The organism is Marichromatium gracile, from assembly GCF_004343155.1.
Classification (GTDB): Bacteria; Pseudomonadota; Gammaproteobacteria; order Chromatiales; family Chromatiaceae; genus Marichromatium; species Marichromatium gracile.
Genome location: NZ_SMDC01000011.1, coordinates 38,988 through 61,882, shown reverse-complemented (window position 1 = coordinate 61,882; position 22,895 = coordinate 38,988). Strand labels below are relative to the sequence as shown.

General features: G+C 68.6%; 16 protein-coding genes. 12 read left to right on the top strand and 4 right to left on the bottom strand.

The annotated features are described in order from the left end of the window. Positions 1-22: 22 nt before the first annotated feature. Complete coding sequence (gene dprA / locus EDC29_RS13975; RefSeq protein WP_123139854.1) at positions 23-1,162, bottom strand: DNA-processing protein DprA; 1,140 nt, start codon at positions 1,160-1,162, stop codon at positions 23-25. 11 nt (positions 1,163-1,173) lie between these two features. Beyond that, positions 1,174-2,385, bottom strand: a complete 1,212-nt coding sequence (locus EDC29_RS13970) for a LysM peptidoglycan-binding domain-containing protein (protein ID WP_123139855.1) — start codon at positions 2,383-2,385, stop codon at positions 1,174-1,176. Positions 2,386-2,506: 121 nt separating this feature from the next. Between EDC29_RS13970 and def the strand changes: the two genes are divergently transcribed. From def to EDC29_RS13930, 8 genes are all read left to right on the top strand, one after another. Continuing rightward, positions 2,507-3,043: a peptide deformylase gene (gene def / locus EDC29_RS13965; RefSeq protein WP_123139856.1), complete on the top strand. Its 537-nt coding sequence runs from the start codon at positions 2,507-2,509 to the stop codon at positions 3,041-3,043. Positions 3,044-3,099: 56 nt separating this feature from the next. Further along, on the top strand, positions 3,100-4,038 hold the full coding sequence (fmt, locus tag EDC29_RS13960; protein ID WP_123142348.1) for a methionyl-tRNA formyltransferase: 939 nt from the start codon (positions 3,100-3,102) through the stop codon (positions 4,036-4,038). Beyond that, positions 4,031-5,374, top strand: coding sequence for a 16S rRNA (cytosine(967)-C(5))-methyltransferase RsmB (rsmB, locus tag EDC29_RS13955; RefSeq protein ID WP_132230391.1), 1,344 nt, complete (start codon positions 4,031-4,033; stop codon positions 5,372-5,374). The genes fmt and rsmB overlap by 8 nt, the downstream gene beginning before the upstream one ends. Beyond that, on the top strand, positions 5,371-5,946 hold the full coding sequence (locus EDC29_RS13950) for a DUF4390 domain-containing protein (protein WP_132230389.1): 576 nt from the start codon (positions 5,371-5,373) through the stop codon (positions 5,944-5,946). The genes rsmB and EDC29_RS13950 overlap by 4 nt, the downstream gene beginning before the upstream one ends. Further along, on the top strand, positions 5,928-8,135 hold the full coding sequence (locus tag EDC29_RS13945; protein WP_132230387.1) for a sensor histidine kinase: 2,208 nt from the start codon (positions 5,928-5,930) through the stop codon (positions 8,133-8,135). Before EDC29_RS13950 ends, EDC29_RS13945 begins: the two co-directional genes overlap by 19 nt. After that, positions 8,132-9,499 (top strand): sigma-54-dependent transcriptional regulator, encoded by a 1,368-nt coding sequence (locus EDC29_RS13940; protein ID WP_062273965.1) that lies wholly within the window; start codon positions 8,132-8,134, stop codon positions 9,497-9,499. The genes EDC29_RS13945 and EDC29_RS13940 overlap by 4 nt, the downstream gene beginning before the upstream one ends. Positions 9,500-9,689: 190 nt before the next feature. Further along, positions 9,690-11,063, top strand: a complete 1,374-nt coding sequence (gene trkA / locus EDC29_RS13935) for a Trk system potassium transporter TrkA (RefSeq protein ID WP_123139860.1) — start codon at positions 9,690-9,692, stop codon at positions 11,061-11,063. A 7-nt stretch (positions 11,064-11,070) separates the two neighbouring features. Then, entirely contained in the window at positions 11,071-12,522 is a 1,452-nt protein-coding gene (locus EDC29_RS13930; protein ID WP_123139904.1) for a TrkH family potassium uptake protein, read from the top strand. Between the two features lie 3 nt (positions 12,523-12,525). Here EDC29_RS13930 and EDC29_RS13925 read toward each other — a convergent pair whose 3' ends face one another. Then, positions 12,526-15,108, bottom strand: a complete 2,583-nt coding sequence (locus tag EDC29_RS13925) for a PAS domain S-box protein (RefSeq protein ID WP_165913535.1) — start codon at positions 15,106-15,108, stop codon at positions 12,526-12,528. A gap of 338 nt (positions 15,109-15,446) precedes the next feature. On the opposite strand from EDC29_RS13925, the gene EDC29_RS13920 reads away from it, so the two are divergent. From EDC29_RS13920 to EDC29_RS13910, 3 genes are read left to right on the top strand one after another with little or no spacing between them, the layout of a single operon-like run. Further along, complete coding sequence (locus EDC29_RS13920) at positions 15,447-17,093, top strand: methyl-accepting chemotaxis protein (RefSeq protein WP_123142350.1); 1,647 nt, start codon at positions 15,447-15,449, stop codon at positions 17,091-17,093. A 53-nt stretch (positions 17,094-17,146) separates the two neighbouring features. Continuing rightward, positions 17,147-17,587 (top strand): response regulator, encoded by a 441-nt coding sequence (locus EDC29_RS13915; protein ID WP_123142351.1) that lies wholly within the window; start codon positions 17,147-17,149, stop codon positions 17,585-17,587. Between the two features lie 6 nt (positions 17,588-17,593). Further along, positions 17,594-20,467, top strand: a complete 2,874-nt coding sequence (locus EDC29_RS13910) for an EAL domain-containing protein (protein WP_123142352.1) — start codon at positions 17,594-17,596, stop codon at positions 20,465-20,467. A gap of 15 nt (positions 20,468-20,482) precedes the next feature. Here EDC29_RS13910 and mobB read toward each other — a convergent pair whose 3' ends face one another. Next, complete coding sequence (gene mobB / locus EDC29_RS13905; protein ID WP_132230383.1) at positions 20,483-21,016, bottom strand: molybdopterin-guanine dinucleotide biosynthesis protein B; 534 nt, start codon at positions 21,014-21,016, stop codon at positions 20,483-20,485. A 165-nt stretch (positions 21,017-21,181) separates the two neighbouring features. On the opposite strand from mobB, the gene ettA reads away from it, so the two are divergent. Next, entirely contained in the window at positions 21,182-22,849 is a 1,668-nt protein-coding gene (gene ettA, locus EDC29_RS13900) for an energy-dependent translational throttle protein EttA (RefSeq protein ID WP_132230381.1), read from the top strand. The last annotated feature ends 46 nt before the right edge of the window (positions 22,850-22,895 follow it).

Genomic DNA, 22,895 nt, shown 5'->3' with positions numbered 1-22,895 from the left:
CACTGGCCTCGCGACGCGTCGCTTACACGGACGGCGGCGCGTCACCGCGCTCGGCGACGCCGCGACGACAATAGCGACCACCCGGCAGCGATGATACATGAGCGTCCAGTTCCAGGACCAACAAGGTCGAGAGGATCTGCTGTGCCGGCAATCCGGTGCGGGCGCTCAGCTCGTCCGGGGCGACCGGATCCTCACCCATCGCCTCGAGCACCCGCGTGGCGGTGTCATCCAGCCCGTTCGGGGTGGCCGGTCCCGGCTGCGCCCCGGCGGGCACCGGATCGATCAGCGCACGCAGCTGGGGCGCGAGTTCGACGAGCACCTCCTGGGCCTCCTCGACCAGCCGCGCGCCATCGCGGATCAGCGCGTGACAGCCGCGCGCCAGCGGGTTGCGCACCGAGCCCGGCACCGCGAACACCTCGCGCCCCTGTTCGAGGGCGAGTCGCGCGGTGATCAGCGAACCGCTCTTGAGCGCCGCTTCGGTGACCAGCACGCCCAGCGACAGACCGCTGATCAGACGATTGCGCCTGGGGAAGTTGCGCGCCAGCGGCTCGACCCCGGGCGGGAACTCGCTGACCAGGGCGCCGTTGGCGGCGATGCGGTGGGCCAGCTCGCGATGCGCGGCCGGATAGACCCGGTCCGGCCCGGTGCCGAGCACCGCGATGGTGCGCCCGCGCTCGAGCGCACCGAGATGGGCGGCGGCATCGACCCCGCTGGCCAGCCCGCTGGTCACCACCAACCCGTAACCGGCCAGCTCGCGGGCGAAGGCATGGGTGAGTTCGGCGCCGCCCGGGGTCGGGTTGCGGCTGCCGACGACGGCGACCTGGGGTTCGGCGAGCAGTGTCGGATCGCCGCGTACGTAGAGCAGCGGCGGGGCGTCGTCGAGCTGGGCGAGACGCCGCGGATAGCGCGGATCGTTGCGGGTGAGCACCCAGGCACCCGGCTGCTCGACCCAGTGCAGCACCCGCTCGATCGGCTCGCGCGCCGGACTGGCGAGTGCCGCGACCGTCTCCGGGCGCAGCCCGGCGGCGGTGAGCTGGCGCGCGGGCTGGGCGAGGATCGCCTCCGCATCGCCGTAGCGCTCGAGCAACTGGGCGGCAGTCCGCGGACCGATCCCGGGGGCATTGACCAGGGCCAGCCAGGGCTCGAGCGCCTCGTGCCTCAACGCCACCTCGCTCAGGCCGGCGGCGGGGCGACCCGGTCGCCGACCGCCATGGCGCGGTAGGCCTCGAGCACCAGCGCAAAGCTAACCCGATCGAAGACGCGGAACACCATCAACACGCCCGCCCGTTCATAGGGTCGGAGATAGGTGTCGCGGTCACGACGCATGTCGGCGTGCAGCGGCATGCCGTCCTCTCCGGGCGGATCGGCGCGCCACCCCTCGAAGGAGAAATCACCGAACCAGAAATCGCTGTCGAGCGGGGAGTCGTCGCGCCAGTTCCAGTCGAAGCCGCCCCGACGCACCTGATCCGGCGCCGTCTCGCCGCCGATGAAGACCTCGAACACATGGCCTGCCTCGATACCGTCACGCTCCCCCTTGTTCAGGATCACGACATCGAACTGACCGATCTGCGACACCCCCTTGAGCACCGAGAGGATGCGCCCACGGACCCCGGCGGGGCCTGGCTCGGGATAGAAGTTCTCGAGCGAGCGCTCCTGCTCGGCCGGGATCACCCGGTCGCCGATCGCGACCTCCCGCTCGGCGCGGGCGATACGCAGCTTGGCCGGGTCGCCCGGGCGCTCGAGCGCGGCGGTGGCGACGAACTCGACCTCGTAGCCGAGCAGCTCATTGGAGTCGGGGTCGCGCAGCGCCTTGCCCGGGCGCACCACCTGGTAGCGCGAGGAGTCGGTCTGGGCGAGCCGGCGCACATAGATCGAGTCGAAGGTGCCGACGACGAGGTGCTCGTCGGGGAAGCCGACCACGTAGGGCGCGCGCTCGACCTGATCGGAGTCGGCCACCAGCGGCTGGGTGAGGAAGGGGGCGATCGAGGCGATCGGGATCACCGGCACGGCATCCTCGAGCGAGGTCACGCGGGCCTGGGGCGAGCGCTTGACCACGCGCATCCCGTCCTGATAGCCGAGGGTCCGGTCACCGCCCCCGCGGGTCAGCTGCAACTGCGCCGCGCCGTTGACCTCGACGAGTTCGAGCAGGTCGCCGGGGTAGATCAGATCGGGGTTGGTGATCCCGGGGTTGGCGCGCCACAGCGCATGCCAGCGCCAGGGGTCGCGGAGGAAGCGCCCGGCGATGTCCCACAGGGTGTCGCCCGAGCGCACCACGTAGCGGGCGGGGGCATCGGGGGCAAGTGTCACCTCGGCGCGTGTCGGCGCGGGGACAAGGAGCACGAGCAACAGCGGTGCCAGCACACGAAGCGAGCGGGGAGCGCGCATGGACCCTCCGTGACGGTCGAAACGGGATTCACCCGCCCCCAATACGGGGTATAGTATTGATTCCGATAGTAGCGCAGTCCAGGCGCCCTCTTCCACTCGCGGACCTGACACTCAACGAACCATGGCCATGCTCGAAATCCTCACCTTCCCCGATCCCCGGCTGCGCAAGGCAGCAAAACCGGTCGACCAGGTCGACGATGCCGTGCGTCGGCTGATCGACGACATGCTCGAGACCATGTACGCCGCTCCGGGAATCGGACTCGCCGCCACCCAGGTCAATGTTCACAAGCGCATCGTGGTGATCGACATCTCCGAGGATCATGACCAGCCGCTGTGTCTGATCAACCCGGAGATCCTCGAGCGCGAGGGTGAGGAGCAGATGGAGGAAGGCTGCCTGTCGGTGCCCGGGTTCTACGAACCGGTCATCCGTGCAGAGCGGGTCCGGATCAAGGCGCTCGACCGCGACGGCAAGCCCTTCACCCTCGCGGCCGAGGGCCTGCTGGCGGTGTGCATCCAGCACGAACTCGACCATCTCGACGGCAAGCTGTTCGTCGATCACATCTCCACGCTCAAGCGCCAGCGCATCCGCCGCAAGCTCGAGAAGGTCAGCAAGCGCCACCACGGTGCCGCCGAGACGGCGCACCGGACCGCGATCTGATGCCGACGTCCCCAGCCGTCGCCTCGACATCAACCCAGACCCAGACCGATTCTCCCATGCGTGCACTGCGAATCATCTTCGCCGGAACGCCCGACTTCGCCTGTCCGAGCCTCGCCGCGCTGATCGCCGCGGGCCACCAGGTGGTCGGCGTCTACACCCAGCCCGATCGCCCCGCCGGACGCGGGCGCAAGCTCCAGGCCAGCCCGGTCAAACAGCTCGCGCTCGAACACGCGATCCCCGTCCATCAGCCCCAGAGCCTCAAGCGCGACCCGGCGGCGGTCGCCGAGCTGGCCGCGCTCGAGGCCGACCTGATGGTGGTGGTCGCCTACGGCCTGCTGCTGCCCCAAGCGGTGCTCGATGCGCCGCGCCTGGGCTGCGTCAATGTCCACGCCTCGCTGCTGCCGCGCTGGCGCGGCGCAGCGCCAATCCAGCGCGCGGTGCTCGCCGGCGACCCCACCAGTGGGGTCTGCATCATGCAGATGGAAGCCGGACTCGACACCGGCCCGGTCTACCATCGGCTCGAGACCACGCTTGCCGCCGACGAGACCGGCGGCAGCCTCCACGACCGGCTCGCCGAACTCGGCGCGCGCGCCCTGGTCGAGGCCCTGCCCGGGATCGCCGACGGCAGCCGCCCGGCGGAGACCCAGGACGATGCCGCCGCGACCTATGCCCACAAGCTCACCAAGGACGAGGCGCTGATCGACTGGAGCGCCCCGGCCGTGGCGATCGAGCGTCAGGTCCGCGCCTTCGATCCCTGGCCGGTCGCCCATACCCGGCTCGATGACGAGCAGCTCAGGGTCTGGGGCGCCCGCGCGCTGGATGAGGCCACCACCGCCGAACCCGGTCGCGTCGTCGGCGCCGACAAGCACGGCATCCGTGTCGCCACCGGCGAGGGGCTGCTCTGCATCACCCGGCTCCAGCCCTCCGGCAAGCGCCCGATGGAGGCCGCCGCCTTCATCAACGCCCGCAATCTCGAGGGTGTCCTGCTTGGCTGATCCCCGCTCCGCCCCCCGTCCCGACGGCAGCGGCGCCGCCGCGCGCGCCACCGCAGCGCGCGCGCTGCACCAGGTCCGTGATCGCGGTCAGTCGCTCACCCGGGTGCTGCAACGGCTGCGACTGCCGGACCAGGCCGCCGATCGCGCCCTGGTCCAGGAGATGACCTATGGCGCACTGCGCACCCTGCCACGGCTCGAGGCACTCGCCGGGCAGCTGCTGCATCGTCCGCTGCCCAAGCGCGAGGCCGAGCTCCAGGCGCTGATCCTGATCGGGCTCTATCAGCTCACCGCGATGAAGACCCCGCCGCACGCCGCGGTCGCGGCCACGGTCGAGGCCACCCGCCAACTCTCGCGACCGGGCAAGGCCGGGCTGGTCAACGCCCTGCTGCGCCGCTTCCTGCGCGAACGCGAGAGCCTGCTCGCGGCGATCGAGCACGACCCCCGGGTGCGCTGGCCGGTGCCCGAGTGGCTACGCGAGCAGCTGCGCCGCGATTGGCCCGACGACTGGGAGCAAATCATCACCGCCAGCGACACCCGCGCGCCGATGACCCTGCGGGTCAACCCGCTGCGCGGCACCCGCGCCGACTATCTCGCCGAACTCGCCGCCGAAGGGGTCGATGCCGCACCCGTCGCCGGCTGTCCACACGGCCTGACCCTCGCCCACGCGCGCCCGACCGAACGTCTGCCGGGCTTCGCCGAGGGGCGGGTGTCGGTACAGGACGCCGGCGCCCAGCTCGCCGCCGAGCTGCTCGAGGCCGCGCCCGGGATGCGGGTGCTCGACGCCTGCGCCGCGCCCGGGGGCAAGAGCGCAGCGATCCTCGAGCGCGCCGGCGGCGAACTGGCGCTGACCGCGCTCGACGTCGACGGCGAGCGGCTGCAGTCGGTCGCCACGCTGCTCGACCGACTCGGACTGCGCGCGACCCTGGTCGAGGCCGACGCCGCCCGCCCCGAGGGCGACTGGGCCGCGACCGGCTTCGAGCGCATCCTGCTCGACGTACCCTGCTCGGCCACCGGGGTGATCCGCCGCCATCCCGACATCAAGTGGCTGCGGCGCGCCGAGGACATCGCCGCGCTCTGCGACCAGCAGCGCGCCATCCTCGAGGCGATCTGGCCGCTGCTCGCCCCCGGCGGCCGGCTGCTCTACGCCACCTGCTCGCTGCTCGGCGACGAGAACCATCGCCAGATCGCCGCCTTCCTCGAGCGTCACCCCGAGGTCCGCGAGTGTCCGCTGCCCGGTGCCCCCGGCGTCGCCCGACCCCATGGTCGACAGCTGCTACCCAGCAGCGGCGGCAGTGACGGCTTCTATTACGCCCTGCTCGAGAAACCGGCCTCATGAGGGCACGGCGCCTGCGTACCCCATCGACGGCTCTGGTCCTCGGTCTCCTGCTCGCCTGGGTCTCGCTGGCGATCGCCGGCGATGACTTCCGGGTACAGCGTCTCGACACCCGACTCGACGACGACCGCGGCTACCGTCTCAGCGCCGAGATCGACTACGACTTCAGCGCCGAGGCGCTCGAGGCGCTCGACAACGGCGTACCGCTGACGGTGTTGATCCACATCCAGGTCCGCCGCAGCGGCGCCTGGCTGTGGGAGGACAGCCTCGCCGACCTCCAGCTGCGCCGCGTCATCCGCTACAAGCCGCTCTCCGAGCGCTATCAGGTCTACACCCTGCCCGACACCGAGGGGCGCAGCTTCGTCTCGCGCGAGGCGGCGCTGCGCGCGCTCGGCGAACTCATCGACCTGCGGCTGCTCGGCGCCGCGCGACTCGCTCCCGACAGCGACTACGAGGTGCAGCTGCGCACCACCCTGGAGATCGAGGCGTTACCGCTGCCGCTGCGCCCGATGGCCTACCTCAAACCGGCCTGGAAACTCTCGAGCGGGTGGACCAAATGGCCACTGCAACCGTGAGTCGACTGCGCGGACTCGGGCTCGGCACCCTGCCGGTGGCGATCCTGATCGCCGCGCTGTTCGTGGTGCTGGTGCTGATGCGCGACTCGGTGGCCAACTCCGAGGCGCTCAGCCGGGCCTTCGTACCGCTGCTCTTCGTGGTGCTCGCCGGGCTCGGGATGCTGGCGCTGCTGGTCGGCTTCAACGTCGTCCGCCTGGTCCGGCGCTATCGCCAGCAGGCCGCCGGGTCGCGGCTGACGGCACGGATCGTGGCGCTGTTCGCGGTGCTCTCGCTGCTGCCGGTGGGCACCGTCTACTACTTCTCCCTGGGCTTCCTGCTGCGCGGCATCGACAGCTGGTTCGACGTCGAGATCGGCCAGGCGATGGAAGACGCCCTGGTGCTCAACCAGGCCTCGCTCGACCTCAACCAGCGGGTACTGAGCAAATACACCGAACAGCTGCTGGTGAGCATCGAGGATCGCTCCTCGACGGCGATCGCGCTGAGCCTCGACAGCCTGCGCCGCCAGGCCGGGGCGATCGAGCTGACCGTCTACGGCGGCAACGGCCAGGTGCTGGCCAACGCCAGCGAGGACCCGACCAAGCTGGTGCCCAACCACGCCGAGCGCGAGATCCAGCAGAGCGTGCGCGCGGGCAACAACTACGTCGGACTCGACTCGGTGCCGGGCGCCGATCTGGTGGTGCGGGTGCTGGTCAACGACCCGCTCGGGCGACCGATGCAGATGCAGGCGATCTTCCCCACCTCGGCGCGTATCGGTGAGCTCTCCGATCAGCTCGAGGCGGCCTACAACCGCTATACCGAGCTGGCCTATCTGCGCAACTCGCTCAAGTTGAGCTTCTCGCTGACGCTCTCGCTGGTGCTGCTGTTCAGCCTGATGGCGGCGCTGATCGTCGCCTTCCACACCGCGCGGCGACTGGTCGCCCCGGTGGCCGACATCGCCCGCGCCAGCCGCGCCATCGCCGAGGGCGACTACGGCCAGCAGATCCCGCTGCCACGTCACGACGACGAGCTGGCCTTCCTGGTCGCCTCGTTCAACGCCATGTCGCGGCGCATCGCCCGCGCCCGCGACGCGGCCGAGCGCAGCCAGCAGGCCGTCGAGACCCAGCGCAACTATCTCGAGACGGTGCTCGGTCGGCTCTCCTCCGGGGTCGCGGCGCTCGATGCCGAGCACCGCCTGCGCACCGCCAACCCGGCCGCACGCGCGATCCTCGACCTCGAGATCGCCGAGGCCTCGGCGGTGGATCTCGACCAGATCGCCGCATACCATCCCTGGCTCAGCCCCTGGACCGAGACCGTGCGCCAACAGGTCGCAAGCGGCCAGGCCTGGCGCGCCGAGGTACAGCTGCAGCGCCAGGAGGGCAGCCAGACGTTGATGTGTCGCGGCAGCCCGCTGCCCGGCGGCGACGACGAGGCCCCCGGGCACGTGGTGGTGTTCGACGACATCACCTCGCTGATCACCGCCCAGCGCGAGGCGGCCTGGGGCGAGGTGGCGCGGCGTCTGGCGCACGAGATCAAGAACCCGCTGACCCCGATCCAGCTCTCCGCCGAGCGGCTGCGCCACAAGCTGCTGCGCAAGGCCGAGGAGGCCGACGCCCGGGTCATCGACCGCGCCACCCACACCATCATCCAGCAGGTCGAGGCGATGAAGGCGATGGTCAACGACTTCTCGGACTACGCCCGCTCGCCGCAGCTGCGCCCCGAGCCGCTGGTGTTCGACCGTCTGGTGCGCGAGGTGCTGGACCTCTATCGCAGCGCCGGGGCCGGCGCACTGCAGGTCGCGCTCGGCGCCGACGAGCACCAGATCAACGGTGATGCGCTGCGCCTGCGCCAGGTACTGCACAACCTGATCAAGAACGCCCAGGAGGCGCTCGAAGGCAGCCCCGACGGCCGCATCCGCGTCGCCACCGGGGTGCGCAAGACGGGCGAGCAGCATGGCGTCTGGCTCGAGATCAGCGACAACGGTCCCGGCTTCGAGCCTCACCTGATGGAGCGACTGTTCGAGCCCTATGTCACCACCAAGGCCAAGGGCACCGGCCTGGGGCTGGCGATCGTCAAGAGGATAATCGAGGAACACGGCGGTATCATCGTCGTCGAAAACACCGGTTCCGGCGCTCGGATCGAGATCCGACTGCCCGTCTGGCAGCCCCCCGGCCGGGACGCTCAAGCGCGAGGAACACACACAGAGACATGAGTGCAACCCATATCTTGGTCGTGGACGACGAGCCCGACATCCGCGGCCTGGTCCAGGACATTCTCGAGGACGAGGGCTACACCGTGGCCGGCGCCGAGAATGGCGAGGCGGCCCGACATGCGCTGCGCGACCGTCGTCCCGACCTGATCCTGCTCGACATCTGGATGCCCGACCTCGACGGCATCACCCTGCTCAAGGAGTGGGCCGAGGAGGACAGCCTGCCCTGCCCGGTGATCATGATGTCCGGGCACGGCACCGTCGAGACCGCCGTCGAGGCCACCCGGCTCGGCGCCTACGACTTCCTCGAGAAGCCGCTGTCGATGGCCAAGCTGCTGCTCACCGTCGAGCGCGCGCTCGAGGCCGACAAGCTCCATCAGGAGAACATCGGGCTCAAGCGCCGAACCCCGCTGGTCCACGAGCCGGTCGGGCGCAGCGCGGCGATGCTGCGCCTGCGCGAACAGGTCAAGCGCATCGCCCAGCACGACACCTGGGTGCTGATCACCGGCGACGCCGGCAGCGGTCGCGAGACCTTCGCCCGCTATCTGCACTCGCAGAGCGCGCGACGCGAGCGCCCCTTCGTCGACCTCAGCGTCTCCACCCTGGCCGGCGGCAACGCCGCACGCGAGCTGTTCGGCACCGAGGAGGGCGAGCACATCCACTACGGCAGCCTGGAGAAGGCCGCCGGCGGCACCCTGTTGCTCGACGAGGTCGCCGACATGGAGCTCGACGCCCAGGCCAAGCTCCTCGGCGCGCTCGACAGCGGCTCCTTCCTGCGCATCGGCGGCAGCGAACCGGTGCGCATCGACGTGCGCATCATCGCCGTCACCCAGCGCAACCTCGAGGAAGAGGTCCAGGCCGGGCGCTTCCGCGAGGACCTCTTCTATCATCTCAACGTGGTGCCGCTACACGTCCCGCCGCTGCGCGAGCACGCCGAGGACGTCCCCGACCTGCTCAACTTCTATCTCGACTACTTCGCCACCCACGAGAAGCTGCCCTATCGGCGCTTCAGCGTCGGCGCGCAGAACTTCCTGCGCAACTACACCTGGCCGGGCAACGTGCGCGAGCTGAAGAATCTGGTGCAGCGGGTGCTGATCCTCGGCGCCGGCGACGAGATCAGCCAGAAGGAGGTCGAGAGCGCGCTCGGCGCGCCGCCACCGGTGCAGGCCCAGGCGCTCGAGGGACTGGTCTCCTTCGACCAGCCGCTGCGTCAGGCGCGCGAGCAGTTCGAGAAGGCCTATCTCGACTACCAGCTCGAGAAGCACGGCGGCAACGTCAGCAAGATGGCCAAGGAGGCGGGGATGGAGCGCACCCATCTCTATCGCAAGCTGCGCTCGCTCGGCATCGAGATCAAGGAACGGCGATGAGGATCGAGCAGCCAGCGGCCAGCCACCAGCGCTCGGCCACCAGCCGCGGGGCGGCGGCGCGCGCGCCACGGCGCCCGGGACCGACAGACCGCTGGAAGCTGGCGACTGGAGGCTGGCCACTGGCGACTGACCGCTGGTGGCTGGCAGCTGGCAGCTGGCCGCTGGCGCCCGACCGAGGGCCGAGCGCGGCATGAAGATCATCATCCTCGGCGCCGGCCAGGTCGGCACCTCGGTGGCGGCGAACCTGGTCAGCGAGGCCAACGACATCACCGTGGTCGATCACAACCCGGCGCTGCTGCGCGAGCTGCAGGACCGCTTCGACCTGCGCACCGTCTACGGTCACGGCGCCCACCCCGACGTGCTCGCACGCGCCGGCGCCGAGGACGCCGACATGATCATCGCGGTGACCAACAGCGACGAGACCAACATGGTCGCCTGTCAGGTCGCCTACACCCTGTTCCACACCCCGACCAAGATCGCCCGGGTGCGCGCCCAGAGCTTCCTCGACCAGCCGCGACTGTTCGGCACCGACGCGCTGCCGATCGATGTCGCGATCAGCCCCGAGGCGCTGGTCACCGACTACATCATCCGTCTGATCGAGAACCCCGGCACCCTGCAGGTGCTCGACTTCGCCGGCGGGCGCATCCGTCTGGTGGCGGTCAAGGCCTATTACGGCGGCCCGCTGGTCGGTCAGGAGCTGCGCACCCTGCACCAGCGCATGCCCAACATCGAGGCGCGGGTGGCGGCGATCTATCGCCAGGACCGCGCCATCCAGCCCGAGGGCGACACCGTCATCGAGGTCGACGACGAGGTCTTCTTCGTCGCCGCCCCCGAACACATCCGCGCGGTGATGGGCGAGCTGCGCCGGCTCGACAAGACCTACCGACGGATGATCATCGCCGGCGGCGGCAACATCGGCACGCGGCTGGCCGGCGCGCTCGAGCGCAGCTTCCGGGTGAAGATCATCGAGCGTGACCTGAAGCGCTGCAAGCACATCGCCGAGGACCTGGAGAAGACCATCGTGCTCCACGGCGACGCCGCCGACCAGGACCTGCTGCTCGAGGAGAACATCGAGAGCACCGACGTGTTCTGCGCGGTGACCGACGACGACGAGGCCAACATCCTCTCGGCGATGCTCGCCAAGCGCCTCGGCGCGCGCAAGGTGATGGCGCTGATCAACCGCCCCTCCTATGTCGACCTGGTGCAGTCGGGAGCGATCGATGTCGCCATCTCGCCGCAGCAGGCGACCATCGGCAGCCTGCTCAAGCACGTGCGCCGCGGCGACGTGGTGATGGTGCACTCGCTGCGCCGCGGGGCGGCCGAGGCGATCGAGGCCATCGCCCACGGCGACGAGACCTCGAGCAAGGTGATCGGACGCTCCATCGCCGAGATCCGTCTGCCCAAGGGGGCGAGCATCGGCGCACTGGTGCGCGGCGACCAGGTGCTGATCGCCCACCACGACACCCGGATCCAGTCCGAGGACCACGTCATCCTCTTCCTCCAGGACAAGCGCCGCATCCCCGAGGTCGAGCGTCTGTTCCAGGTCGGCGTCACCTTCCTCTAGCGCCATGATGAAGTTCGCTGCGGTACAGAAGGTGCTGGGCCTGCTGCTGGCGGTGTTCAGCTTCGCCATGCTGCCACCGGTGGTCGTGGAGCTGATCTATGCCGACGGTGAGGCCTGGCCCTTCCTGGTCGCCTTCGCCATCCTGCTCAGCGCCGGACTGCTGATCTTCCTCCCGGTGATGCGGTATCAGGCGGTGCTGCGGCTGCGCGACGGCTTCCTGGTGGTGGTGCTGTTCTGGACCACCCTGGGGCTGGCCGGTGCCCTGCCCTTCCTGCTCGCCCCCGACCCGGTACTGTCGCCAACCGATGCGGTGTTCGAGTCGATCTCGGGGCTGACCACCACCGGCGCGACCGTGATCGTCGGACTCGACGACCTGCCCAAGTCGATCCTCTTCTATCGCCAGCAGCTGCAGTGGCTCGGCGGTATGGGGATCATCGTGCTCGCCGTCGCGGTGCTGCCGATGCTCGGCATCGGCGGCATGCAGCTCTATCGCGCCGAGATGCCGGGACCGATGAAGGACTCCAAGCTCACCCCGCGCATCACCGAGACGGCCAAGGCGCTGTGGTACATCTATCTGTGGATGACGGTGGCCTGCGCACTGGCCTACTGGGGCGCGGGCATGACCCTGTTCGATGCCATCGGTCACGCCTTCTCGACCGTGGCCATCGGCGGCTTCTCGACCCATGACCTCAGCATGGGTCACTTCGACAGCACCCTGATCGAGATGATCGCGGTGGTGTTCATGCTGCTGGCGGGGATGAACTTCGCGCTGCACTTCGTGGCGGTACACCGCCACAGCCTCGGGGTCTATCTCCACGACAGCGAGTGGCGCTTCTATCTGCTGATCATGGTGACGGTGACCGCCATCGCCACGGTCGCGCTCTATCGCACCGACACCTTCATCACCTGGGACGACGCCTTCACCAAGGGGTTGTTCCAGGCCGTCTCGATCGGGACCACCACCGGCTTCGCCACCGCCGAGTTCTATTTCTGGCCGCCCTTCCTGCAGATCCTGCTGCTGTTCACCAGCTTCGTCGGCGGCTGCGCCGGCTCCACCGGCGGCGGCATCAAGGTCATCCGCTTCCTGCTGCTGATCAAGCAGGGCGTGCGCGAGATCGGTCGCCTGATCCACCCCAACGCGCAGATCCCGGTGCGCATCGGCGGCAAGAGCATCGATCACCGGGTGGTCGATGCCGTATGGGGCTTCTTCTCGCTCTATGTCGCCTGCTTCGTGCTGATGTATCTGATGCTGGCGGCCACCGGACTCGACCTGCTGACCTCCTTCTCGGCGGTCGCCGCCTGTATCAACAACCTCGGTCCAGGGCTGGCCATGGTCGGCCCGCACTTCGCCGACATCTACGACCCGGCCAAGTGGATCCTCTGCTTTGCCATGCTGCTCGGCCGGCTCGAGATCTTCACCCTGCTGGTGCTGCTCACCCCCACCTTCTGGCAGCGCTGAGGCTCAACCGGCGGGGCGCAGCTCGAGTCCGGCGAGGGTGAAGCAGAAGCGCGCCCCCTGCCCGGGCCCCGGTGATTCGGCCCAGATCCGCCCACCGTGGACCTCGACGATGCGCTGCACCAAGGCCAGACCGATGCCGGTCCCGTCCCCCTCGAGGTCGAGGCGCTCGAACAGCCCGAAGACCTTGTGCAGATGGCGCGGGTCGATCCCCTTGCCGTTGTCGGCAACGACCACCACCAGCGCGTCGTCCAACCTCTCGAGTCCGATCTCGATACGCGGCGCCGACTGATCGCCCATGAACTTGACCGCATTGTCGATCAGGTTGAGGAAGACCTCGGTCAGGCGGGGGCGATCCCCCAGGATCCATGCCGGCGCATCGCTCACCGTCACCTCGACCCCGCGCTCGACGATGCGTCCGGCGACCAACTCGAGCACCTCATCGACCACCTCGCGCAGACTGAACTCGGTCGGGTCGTTGACCAGCCGACCGATGCGCGACAACTCCAGCAGCTCATCGAGCAAGCGCGTCATCCGCTCCGAGGCCTTGCGCACGAACCCCAGGTCCTTGGCGATGCGCGCCTCGTCGCCGGCGGCGATGTCGCGTTCGAGAAAGCCGAGGAAGGTGCGGATGGTCACCAGCGGGCTCTTGAGGTCGTGCGAGACGGTATAGGTGAAGCGGGTCAACTCGTCGGTGCGCTGACGCAGCTCGGCCTCGCGCTCGGTGCGCTCGGTGACATCGACCGCGACCCCGATCACCGACACCCCGCTGTCGGTACCGGGATCGCGCACCGGGTTGAAGTAGGTCTCGAACACCTGTCGACCGAGTGCGGCGGTGAACTGTACCTTGTCGCCGCCGATCGCCCGGGCGATGTGCGTCTCGACCCCGGAGTCGGCACCGAGAAAACCGGCCACCGATTGCCCGACCAGGGCGCCGGGCTCGAGCCCCAGCGACTCCAGGCCGCTGCCCTCGCAGAGCCGGAAGACGCCGTCGGCGTCGAACTCGAAGATCATCACCGGGGTATTGCTCACCACCGAGCGGAAACGCGCCTCGCTCAGGCGCAGCGCCCGCTCGGCCTCCTTGAGTTCGGAGATGTCACGGATGATCTCGAGCGCGCCGAAGACCCTGCCAGCGGTATCGCGCAACGGCACCGCCTTCCCCCAGACATAGGCCCCGCGGCCACCGTAGACCCGCGGCAGATGCAGCTGAGCCAGCAGCACATCGCCGTCGCGATGAACATGGTCGTAGCAACGCATGATCTCCTCACACTTCTCGGGGGCGGCCGACACCATGTCGATCAGCATGGGTCGCTGCTCACCATAGAAGGCCGTCGCATAGACGCGCCCCGCTCTCCCCAGCACCTGCTCCCTGGGCACCCCGGACATCTGCTCGATGGCCCGGTTCCAGATGGTCACCACGCCTTCGCCATCGATCGCGAAAAGCGCATCCGGCAAGACATCGATCAGGGTGTCGAGATATTCCCGCGATTCCTCGAGCGCGCGCTTGGCCGCTACGCGCTCGGATATATCGCGCCCGATGCAGCTGTAGTAAGGCTCGCCATCGACAACGAAATGACTGGCGAGGATCTCCACCGGGAAGCGAGAACCATCACCACGCTGATGGATGGTCTCGAGTCGAATCGACGACTCCTCGAGCAATCGCGCAAACACCTCCTGCAATCGCTGCGGCGGGAACAGCGGATCGATGTCCGGCACCGACATGGTCAACAGCCGCTCGCGGCTCAGGCCGAGCGTCTCATGCATGCTTTCATTGACATAGACGAAGCGCGCCTCGGCATCGAGCAGGAAGACCTCGTCCCCCGAGCGCTCCAGGGCGAAGTGCGTCAGTCGCCGCTGACGCTCCGCCCGCTGACCCGCACTGAGATCGCGCAACATACCGGCCACCAGCTCGGGCGCCCCGATCGGGCTGGGCAGCGCGAAGATGGTTGCGTCGGCGAGAAACTCGCTGCCATCGAGCCGTCGCTGGCGCAGCTCGCCACGCCACCCACCGGCGAGCGCCTCGGGCAGCAGCACCTCGAGCATGGCGAGGCCGTCCTCCGGCCAGAAGCACCCTCCGGCGCGACCGATCATGTCGCGCGACTCCGGGTCACAGCCGAACAGTAGATGGGCGGCGCGATTGGCATAGATCACCTCCAGCTGCTCGAGCCTGGCGACCACGATGGCATCGGAGGCCGAGTCGGCGACCGACTCGAGCAGCCGTGCCCGACTCCCTCCTTCGACACCTTCGTTCGGCGGTACTGGCGGCAGCGGCTCGAACATCAGGGTACAGCAGTGCATCCGGCCTGCAGCACCAAGCACCGGCACCAGGTGCGCGCGAAACCACCGCCCACCGGACTCACCGAGACGCAGCCGCAGCTTGCCGCGCCAGGGGCGCGGCGCACTCAGCAGCTCCCAGGACGGCGGTGGGTCGAGCAGGACATCGAGCGTCCGACCGAGCAGCGACGCCACCGACAGACCGAGCGATGCGCTCCAGTCGGCATCGACCTGACAGATCCGTCCCGCCTCGTCGACCACCACCGCACCGACGCCGTCATCCATGCAACATGCCGAACTGGGTTCATTATCCATTCCATCCACCTCGCTGGAGACAACAAGCCGGGGGTGACACACCCCGGCCACTGGGGTGTCGACGCCGGCGCTGACAGGACAGCTGCAAGTCGGCCAAGGGGGGTGCACAGGGCCGGAGGATTTCGGTGAAGCCGTCGACATCCGCCGATGATTTCCCGAACGGGAACGATTGATTAAGGCATCACCTGCGTCCATTCCTAAGGCAGGGCACGAGACGGCGACGGTGTCGACGGACAGGTCGGCCGACGACCACGGCACCTTGCAACGATTACCCCGCCAGTGATTCCTTCACTGACGACAAAGCATAGCAACGCACGCAAGACGACAGAGGTACAGGCATGAAGCTGATGCGGTCACTCACCATCAAGCAGCGTCTATTGATGCTCTCGGCCCTGGTGCTGTTCGGGATCATCGCCGGGGTCGCGCTGGCACTGTTCGAGGTGAGGTCGATCCTGGTGCAGGAGAAGTTCACCCAGGTCCAGAAACTGGTCGAGACCGCGCATAGCGTCGTCAAGCACTACCAGGGACTCGCCGAGGCCGGTGAACTCCCCCGCGCAGAGGCCGAACGCAGCGCGCTCGAGGCCCTGCGCACGATGCGCTATGACGGTAACAACTATTTCTGGGTACGTGATCGCCGCGGCTTCATGCTGATGCACCCGATCAAACCCGAGCTGGTCGGCAACGACGGACGCCAGCAGACCGACGCCAACGGCAAGCGCTTCGTCGCCGAGCTGCTTGAGCAGGTCGAGCGCGATGGCCGCGGCTCGGTGCACTATGTCTGGCCCAAGCCGGGCGCGGAGCATCCCGAACCCAAACTCACCTTCGCCCAGCGCGAGCCGACCTGGGGCTGGATCGTCTCCAGCGGGATCTACATCGACGACGTCGACACCGCCTTCTGGCGTCACGCCACGCTGATGGGGGGGCTGGGCACGGCCATGCTGCTCCTGGTCATGGCCTTGATCGCGCTGACCTCACGCTCGATCACCGTTCCGATCGGTGAGGCGGCGCGGGCGATGCACCGGATCGCCAAGGGCGATGGCGACCTCACCCAGCGCCTCGACACCAGTGGGCGCGACGAGATCACCGACATGGCGGCGGGCTTCAACGAGTTCGCCGACAAGACCGAGCGCACCATCGGCGCGGTCGCCCGCGCCACCGAACAGATCGCCGCCGCCGCCGAGCAGCTCTCGACCATCACCCAGTCCAACAACGACGGCATCGAGCGCCAGCGTGGCGCGATCCAGCAGGTGGCCACCGCGGTCACCGAGATGACCGCCACCATCAAGGAGATCGCCAAGAGCGCCGAGGACGCAGCAGCCTCGGCCTTCAGCGCCGACGACAGCGCCCGCCAGGGTGGCGAGACGGTCGACAAGGTGCAGGCGTCCAACCAGACGCTCACCCAAGAGATCGCCCAGGCCGCCGATGCGGTACGCCGCTTCAGCGAGGAGAGCGTCTCGATCGGCGGCGTGCTCGACGTGATCCGCGCCATCGCCGAGCAGACCAACCTGCTCGCACTCAACGCCGCGATCGAGGCGGCACGCGCCGGCGAACAGGGACGCGGCTTCGCCGTGGTCGCAGACGAGGTCCACACCCTCGCCAGCCGTACCCAGGCCTCGACCACCGAGATCCAACAGATGATCCAGAACCTGCGGGCGGTCGCTCAGGAGGCGGTCACCGCCATCGATCGCGGCGAGCATCTCACCCGCGAGACCCTGGAGCAGGCCGGCCAGGCGCACGAGGCGATCGCCGAGATCGGCGGCGCCATCACCACCATCCGCGACATGAACACCCATGTCGCCAGCGCCGCCGAGGAGCAGGCGGCGGCGGCCTCCGAGATCGATCACAGCGTGATCAAGATCTCCGACTTCTCGGAAGAGTCGGCCGACAACGCCCAGCACACCGCCGCCGCCAGCCAGGAGCTGGCACAGCTGAGCGAGACGCTGCGCCAGCTCATCGGCCAGTTCAAGTTCGGCGCGGGCGGCTGAGCGGTACTACAGTAGCGGCGCGACCGAGCCGGCGCACCGCAACGGAGGAGGCCATGCAAGAACAGACACTCTCGGTGCTGCTGGTCGAGGACGATCCGGCACACGCCGAGATCACCCGACGCGGACTCGAGTCCAATGCACTACCGGCGCGGTTGGAACATGTCGAGGACGGTCAGGCCGCGCTCGACTACCTGTTCCGTCAGGGCCGCTTCAGCGACCCCGAGAGCAGCCCACGTCCCGACCTCATCCTCCTCGATCTGCGTCTGCCCAAGGTCGAGGGGCTCGAGGTACTGCGTCGGATCAAGGCCGACGATCAGCTCCGGCGCATCCCGGTCGTGGTCCTGACCACCTCGGCGGCCGACCCCGATGTCCAGGGCGCCTATTCCAACCAGGCCAGCAGTTATCTGGTGAAGCCGGCCGACTACGATGCCTTCGCCCGGCTGTTCGACTCGCTCGGGCACTACTGGCTGGCCTGGAACCGCTATCCCGGTTGACATCCTATGCCCCCAACACCGATCTCCGTGCTGATCGTCGAGGACGACCCGGCGCATGCCGAGGCGGTCGCGCGCGCGCTCGAGGACAGTGAGCAGTTCGCCGATCCACGCGTGGCCCAGACCCTGGCCGAGGCCCTGCAGGCGATCGCGCAGCAGCCACCGGATGCGGTGGTCGCCGACCTCAACCTGGTCGACGGCAAGGCCTACGAACTGCTCCCCGGCGCGGTGCAAGACATCCGCTATCCGGTGCTGGTGATGACCAGTCAGGGCGACGAGCAGATGGCGGTACAGGCGATGAAGGCCGGCGCACTCGACTATGTGGTCAAGTCACCCGAGACCTTCACCCAGATGCCCCGCCTGCTCGAACGGGCGCTGCGTGAATACGGCCACATCACCGAGCGCGCCCGCGCCCAGGAGGCACTGCGCGCCTCGGAGCGGCGCATGACCGATATCATCAATTTCCTCCCCGACGCCACCTTCGCCATCGACACCCAGGGCCGGGTGATCGTCTGGAACCTCGCCGTCGAGCGCATGACCGGGATCGCCAGTCAGCAGATCATCGGCCAGGGCGACCAGGCCTATGCCAAGGCCTTCTACGGCGAGCGCCGCGCGCTGCTGGTCGACCTCATCCTCGCCCCCGACGACCACCACCCCGAGCACTATCAAAACCTCCAGCGCCTGGAGGGCGACCAGCTCACCGCCGAGGTCTTCAACACCCATATCGGCCAGGCTCAGGGGATCTATCTGCGCTCGGTGGCCTCGCCGCTGCGCGACGGCGCGGGCGTCATCGTCGGTGCCATCGAGTCGGTGCGCGACATCACCGAACCCAAGCGCGCGCAACAGGAACTGCTGCGCGCCTATGGCGAGAGCCGCGCCATCACCGAGGCAGTACGCGACACCCTCTACATGGTCGATCTCGAAGGCCGGCTGCTGTGGTGGAACAAGCGCGTCGAGGCCGAGACCGGATATACGGCCGAGGCCCTGCGCCAACTGCCGATCGAGCGGCTGTTCGTCGACACCGACGCCCCCAGGCTCAGACGCGCCATCCAGGCCGCGCTCGAACAGGGCTATTGCGAAATCGAGGGACGCACCCGAACCGTCAATGGGATTCGCAGCTATCGCTACAACGGCGTCCCGGTGCGCGACAAGCAGGGAGCGGTGATCGGTATCGCCGGCGTCGGCCAGGACATCACCGAGCGGCTGCGCGACCAGGAGCGGTTGCGGCTGGCCGCTGCGGTACTCGACAACACCCATGAAGGGATCATGGTCTCGAACGCCAGAGGCGATCGGCTGATCGCGGTCAACCAGGCGTTCACCGAGATCAGCGGCTATCACGAGGATGAGGCGCTGGGGCATGCCCCGAACCTGTTGAAATCAGGCCGACACGAACGTCAGTTCTACCAGGCGATGTGGGCCTCGATCCTGCAGACCGGACACTGGCAGGGCGAGATCTGGAACCGTCGGCGCAACGGCGAGATCTTTCCCGCCTGGCTCACCATCAGCCGGGTGCGTGACGAGCGCGGCGCCACCACCAACTATGTCGGCATCTTCTCCGACATCAGTCAGGTCAAGCAGTCCGAGGCCCGGCTCGAACACCTCGCCCACTATGACGCGCTCACCGACCTGCCCAACCGGCTGCTGCTGCTCTCGCGCCTGGAACACGCCATCCACCGCGCCGAGCGCGAGCGCAGCAAGGTCGCGGTGCTGTTCATCGACCTTGACCGCTTCAAGAACGTCAACGACAGCCTCGGCCACCCGGTCGGCGACGAACTGCTGCAGGCCGTCGCCGCGCGGATGCGCGCGCGCATCCGCGCCGAGGACACCCTGGCGCGGCTCGGCGGCGACGAGTTCGTGCTGTTGCTCGAGTCGATCGAGCGCCCCGACGAGGCCGGCAACCTCGCCCAGCAGATCATCGATCTGATGGCCGAGCCCTTCCGTCTCTCCGGCGGACGCGAGATCTATCTCGGCGCCAGCATCGGCATCAGCCTCTACCCGGAAAACGGCACCGATACCACCCAACTGCTGCGCAACGCCGACACCGTGATGTACCAGGCCAAGGCGCAGGGGCGCAATACCTACCGCTACTACACCGAATCGCTCACCCGCGCCGCCAACGCGCGACTCTCGCTCGAATCACGCCTCAGGCGCGCGCTCGAGCGCGAGGAGCTGGTACTGCACTACCAGCCCCAGGTCGACATGCACACCACCCGGCTCACCGGGATCGAGGCGCTGGTGCGCTGGGAGACCCCGGACGGCGAGCTGATCCCGCCCGACCGTTTCATCCCCCTGGCCGAGGAGACCGGGCTGATCATCCCGCTCGGCGCCTGGGTACTGGCCACCGCCTGTCGCCAGCTCCAGGACTGGATCGACGCCGGCGCCCCGCCGCTGACCCTGGCTGTCAACATCTCCAGTCACCAGTTCGCTCAGCCCGACCTGGCGCTCCATGTCGATCGCGAGCTGACCGCCTCCGGTCTCTCCCCCGAACGCCTCGAGCTGGAGCTCACCGAGAGCACCATCATGCAGCACAACCGACGCGGGATGGAGATCCTCGAGGCGTTGCGCGCGCTCGGCATCGCGCTCTCGATCGACGACTTCGGCACCGGCTACTCCTCGCTGGCCTATCTCAAGCGGCTGCCGATCGACAAGCTCAAGATCGACAAGAGCTTCGTCCAGGGCATCCCCGAGGACCGCAACGATGCCGAGATCGCCGCGACCATCATCGCCATGGCACGCAACCTCAACCTGCGGGTGCTCGCCGAGGGCGTCGAGACCGAGGCCCAGCGCGACTTCCTGCGTCAGGCCGGCTGCGACGCCTACCAGGGCTATCTGTTCAGCCGTCCACTGCCGACCGCCGAGTTCGCGCGTCAGTACCTGCGCTGACCCGACCTGCCCCGTTCACCGCCCCCCCAGCCCGGCCAACCACTCGAGCACGAACCCGGCGATTGCCTCCGGGTCGTCGAGCGCGAGCCGGGGCGGCGCCGGGGCCGGCAGTGAAGGCCGGTCGCTGGCCACGGCGATGATCGCCGGGTCCTCGGGATAGAGCGGCGCGAGTCCGAGCGCGCTGCGATGGACCTCGATCTTGGCATAGTCGGCATGCTTGAAACCCTCGACCAGCACCAGGTCGAGACCGCTCGGATCGAGCCGCGCGAGCAGGGTGTCGAGATCGGGATCGGCGTCCGCCTCCGGAGTCTCGACCATCAGCGCCCAGCGCCGGCGCGAGGCCACCAGCACCTGCTCGGCGCCGGCCGCGCGCAGCTCGAAGCTGTCCTTGCCGGGATGATCGACCTCGAAGCGGTGATGAGCGTGCTTGAGACAGCCCACCCGCAGCCCGCGCGCGCGCAGCAGCGGCAACAGCCGACACAGCAGGGTGGTCTTGCCGCTGCCGCTGGGGGCGACGAAGCCGAGTACCGGCGGGGTTGCTACTGCCATCGCGTTCACTCCTCGGGACAGCGGTCGCGAGCGGTCGTCTGCGCTTGGACTTTTCCCGGGTGCCAGCGCAGAATGAGTGCCTCGTCCGGGGCGCAACACCTCGGCCCGGGCGCCCCACCGCGCCCGGACCATCACCCGACTCTCGACAACGACCGCAAGGACCTCATGGCTCAGTACATTTACACGATGAACCGGGTCGGCAAGATCGTGCCGCCCAAGCGTACCATCCTGCGTGACATCTCCCTGTCCTTCTTCCCCGGCGCCAAGATCGGCGTGCTCGGCCTCAACGGCGCGGGCAAATCGACCCTGCTCAAGATCATGGCCGGGCTCGACACCGAGATCGAGGGCGAGGCGCGTCCGCAGCCGGGGATCAAGGTCGGCTATCTGCCCCAGGAACCCCAGCTCGACCCCGACAAGGACGTGCGCGGCAACGTCGAGGAGGCGCTCGCCCACATCAAGCAGGCGAGCGAGCGTCTCGAGGCGGTCTATGCCGCCTATGCCGAGCCCGACGCCGACTTCGACGCCCTCGCCCAGGAGCAGGCCGAGCTCGAGAACCTGCTCGAGGCCAGCGGCGGTCACAACCTCGACCACACCCTCGAGGTCGCCGCCGAGGCGCTGCGCCTGCCGCCCTGGGATGCCGACGTCACCAAGCTCTCCGGCGGCGAGCGCCGCCGCGTGGCGCTGTGCCGGCTGTTGCTGTCGAGCCCCGACATGCTGCTGCTCGACGAGCCGACCAACCACCTCGACGCCGAGTCGATCGCCTGGCTCGAGCGCTTCCTCCACGACTACCCCGGCACCGTGGTCGCGGTCACCCACGACCGCTACTTCCTCGACAACGTCGCCGGCTGGATCCTCGAGCTCGACCGCGGTCACGGCATCCCCTGGGAGGGCAACTACTCGAGCTGGCTGGAGCAGAAGGAGAAGCGTCTGGAGCTCGAGCAGAAGCAGGAGCAGGCGCGCATCAAGACCATGAAGCAGGAGCTCGAGTGGGTGCGCAGCAACCCCAAGGGCCGTCACGCCAAGAGCAAGGCGCGTCTGGCCCGCTTCGAGGAGCTGCAGTCGCAGGAGTTCCAGTCGCGCAACGAGACCAACGAGATCTACATCCCGCCGGGCCCGCGTCTCGGCGACCTGGTGGTCGAGGCCGAGGGCCTGCGCAAGGGCTACGGCGACCGGCTGCTCTACGAGAACCTCTCGTTCAACCTGCCCAAGGGCGGCATCGTCGGTGTGATCGGTCCCAACGGCGCGGGCAAGACCACGCTGTTTCGCATCCTCACCGGCCAGGAACAGGCCGACTCGGGCACCCTGCGCGTCGGCGAGACGGTCGACATCGCCTGCGTCGACCAGAGCCGCGACACCCTCGACGACAGCAAGACGGTGTGGGAGGAGATCTCCGACGGCGCCGACAACATCGTCGTCGGTCGCTACGAGATGCCCTCGCGCGCCTACTGCAGCCGCTTCAACTTCAAGGGCTCCGACCAGCAAAAGCGCATCGGCGACCTCTCCGGCGGTGAGCGCAATCGCGTCCACCTGGCCAAGCTGCTCAAGCGCGGCGGCAACCTGTTGCTGCTCGACGAACCGACCAACGACCTCGACGTCGAGACCCTGCGCGCGCTCGAAGAGGCACTGCTCACCTTCCCCGGCTGCGCCGTGGTGATCAGCCACGACCGCTGGTTCCTCGACCGTATCGCCACCCACATCCTCGCCTTCGAGGGTGACTCGCAGGTGACCTGGTTCGAGGGCAACTACGCCGACTACGAGGCCGACCGTCACCGCCGACTCGGCACCGACGCCGACCAGCCTCACCGCATCAAGTACCGCAAGCTCTCGGCCTGACCCGCCCCGGCGCCGCCACAACGGCGCCGGTCGTCCGGGCAGATCC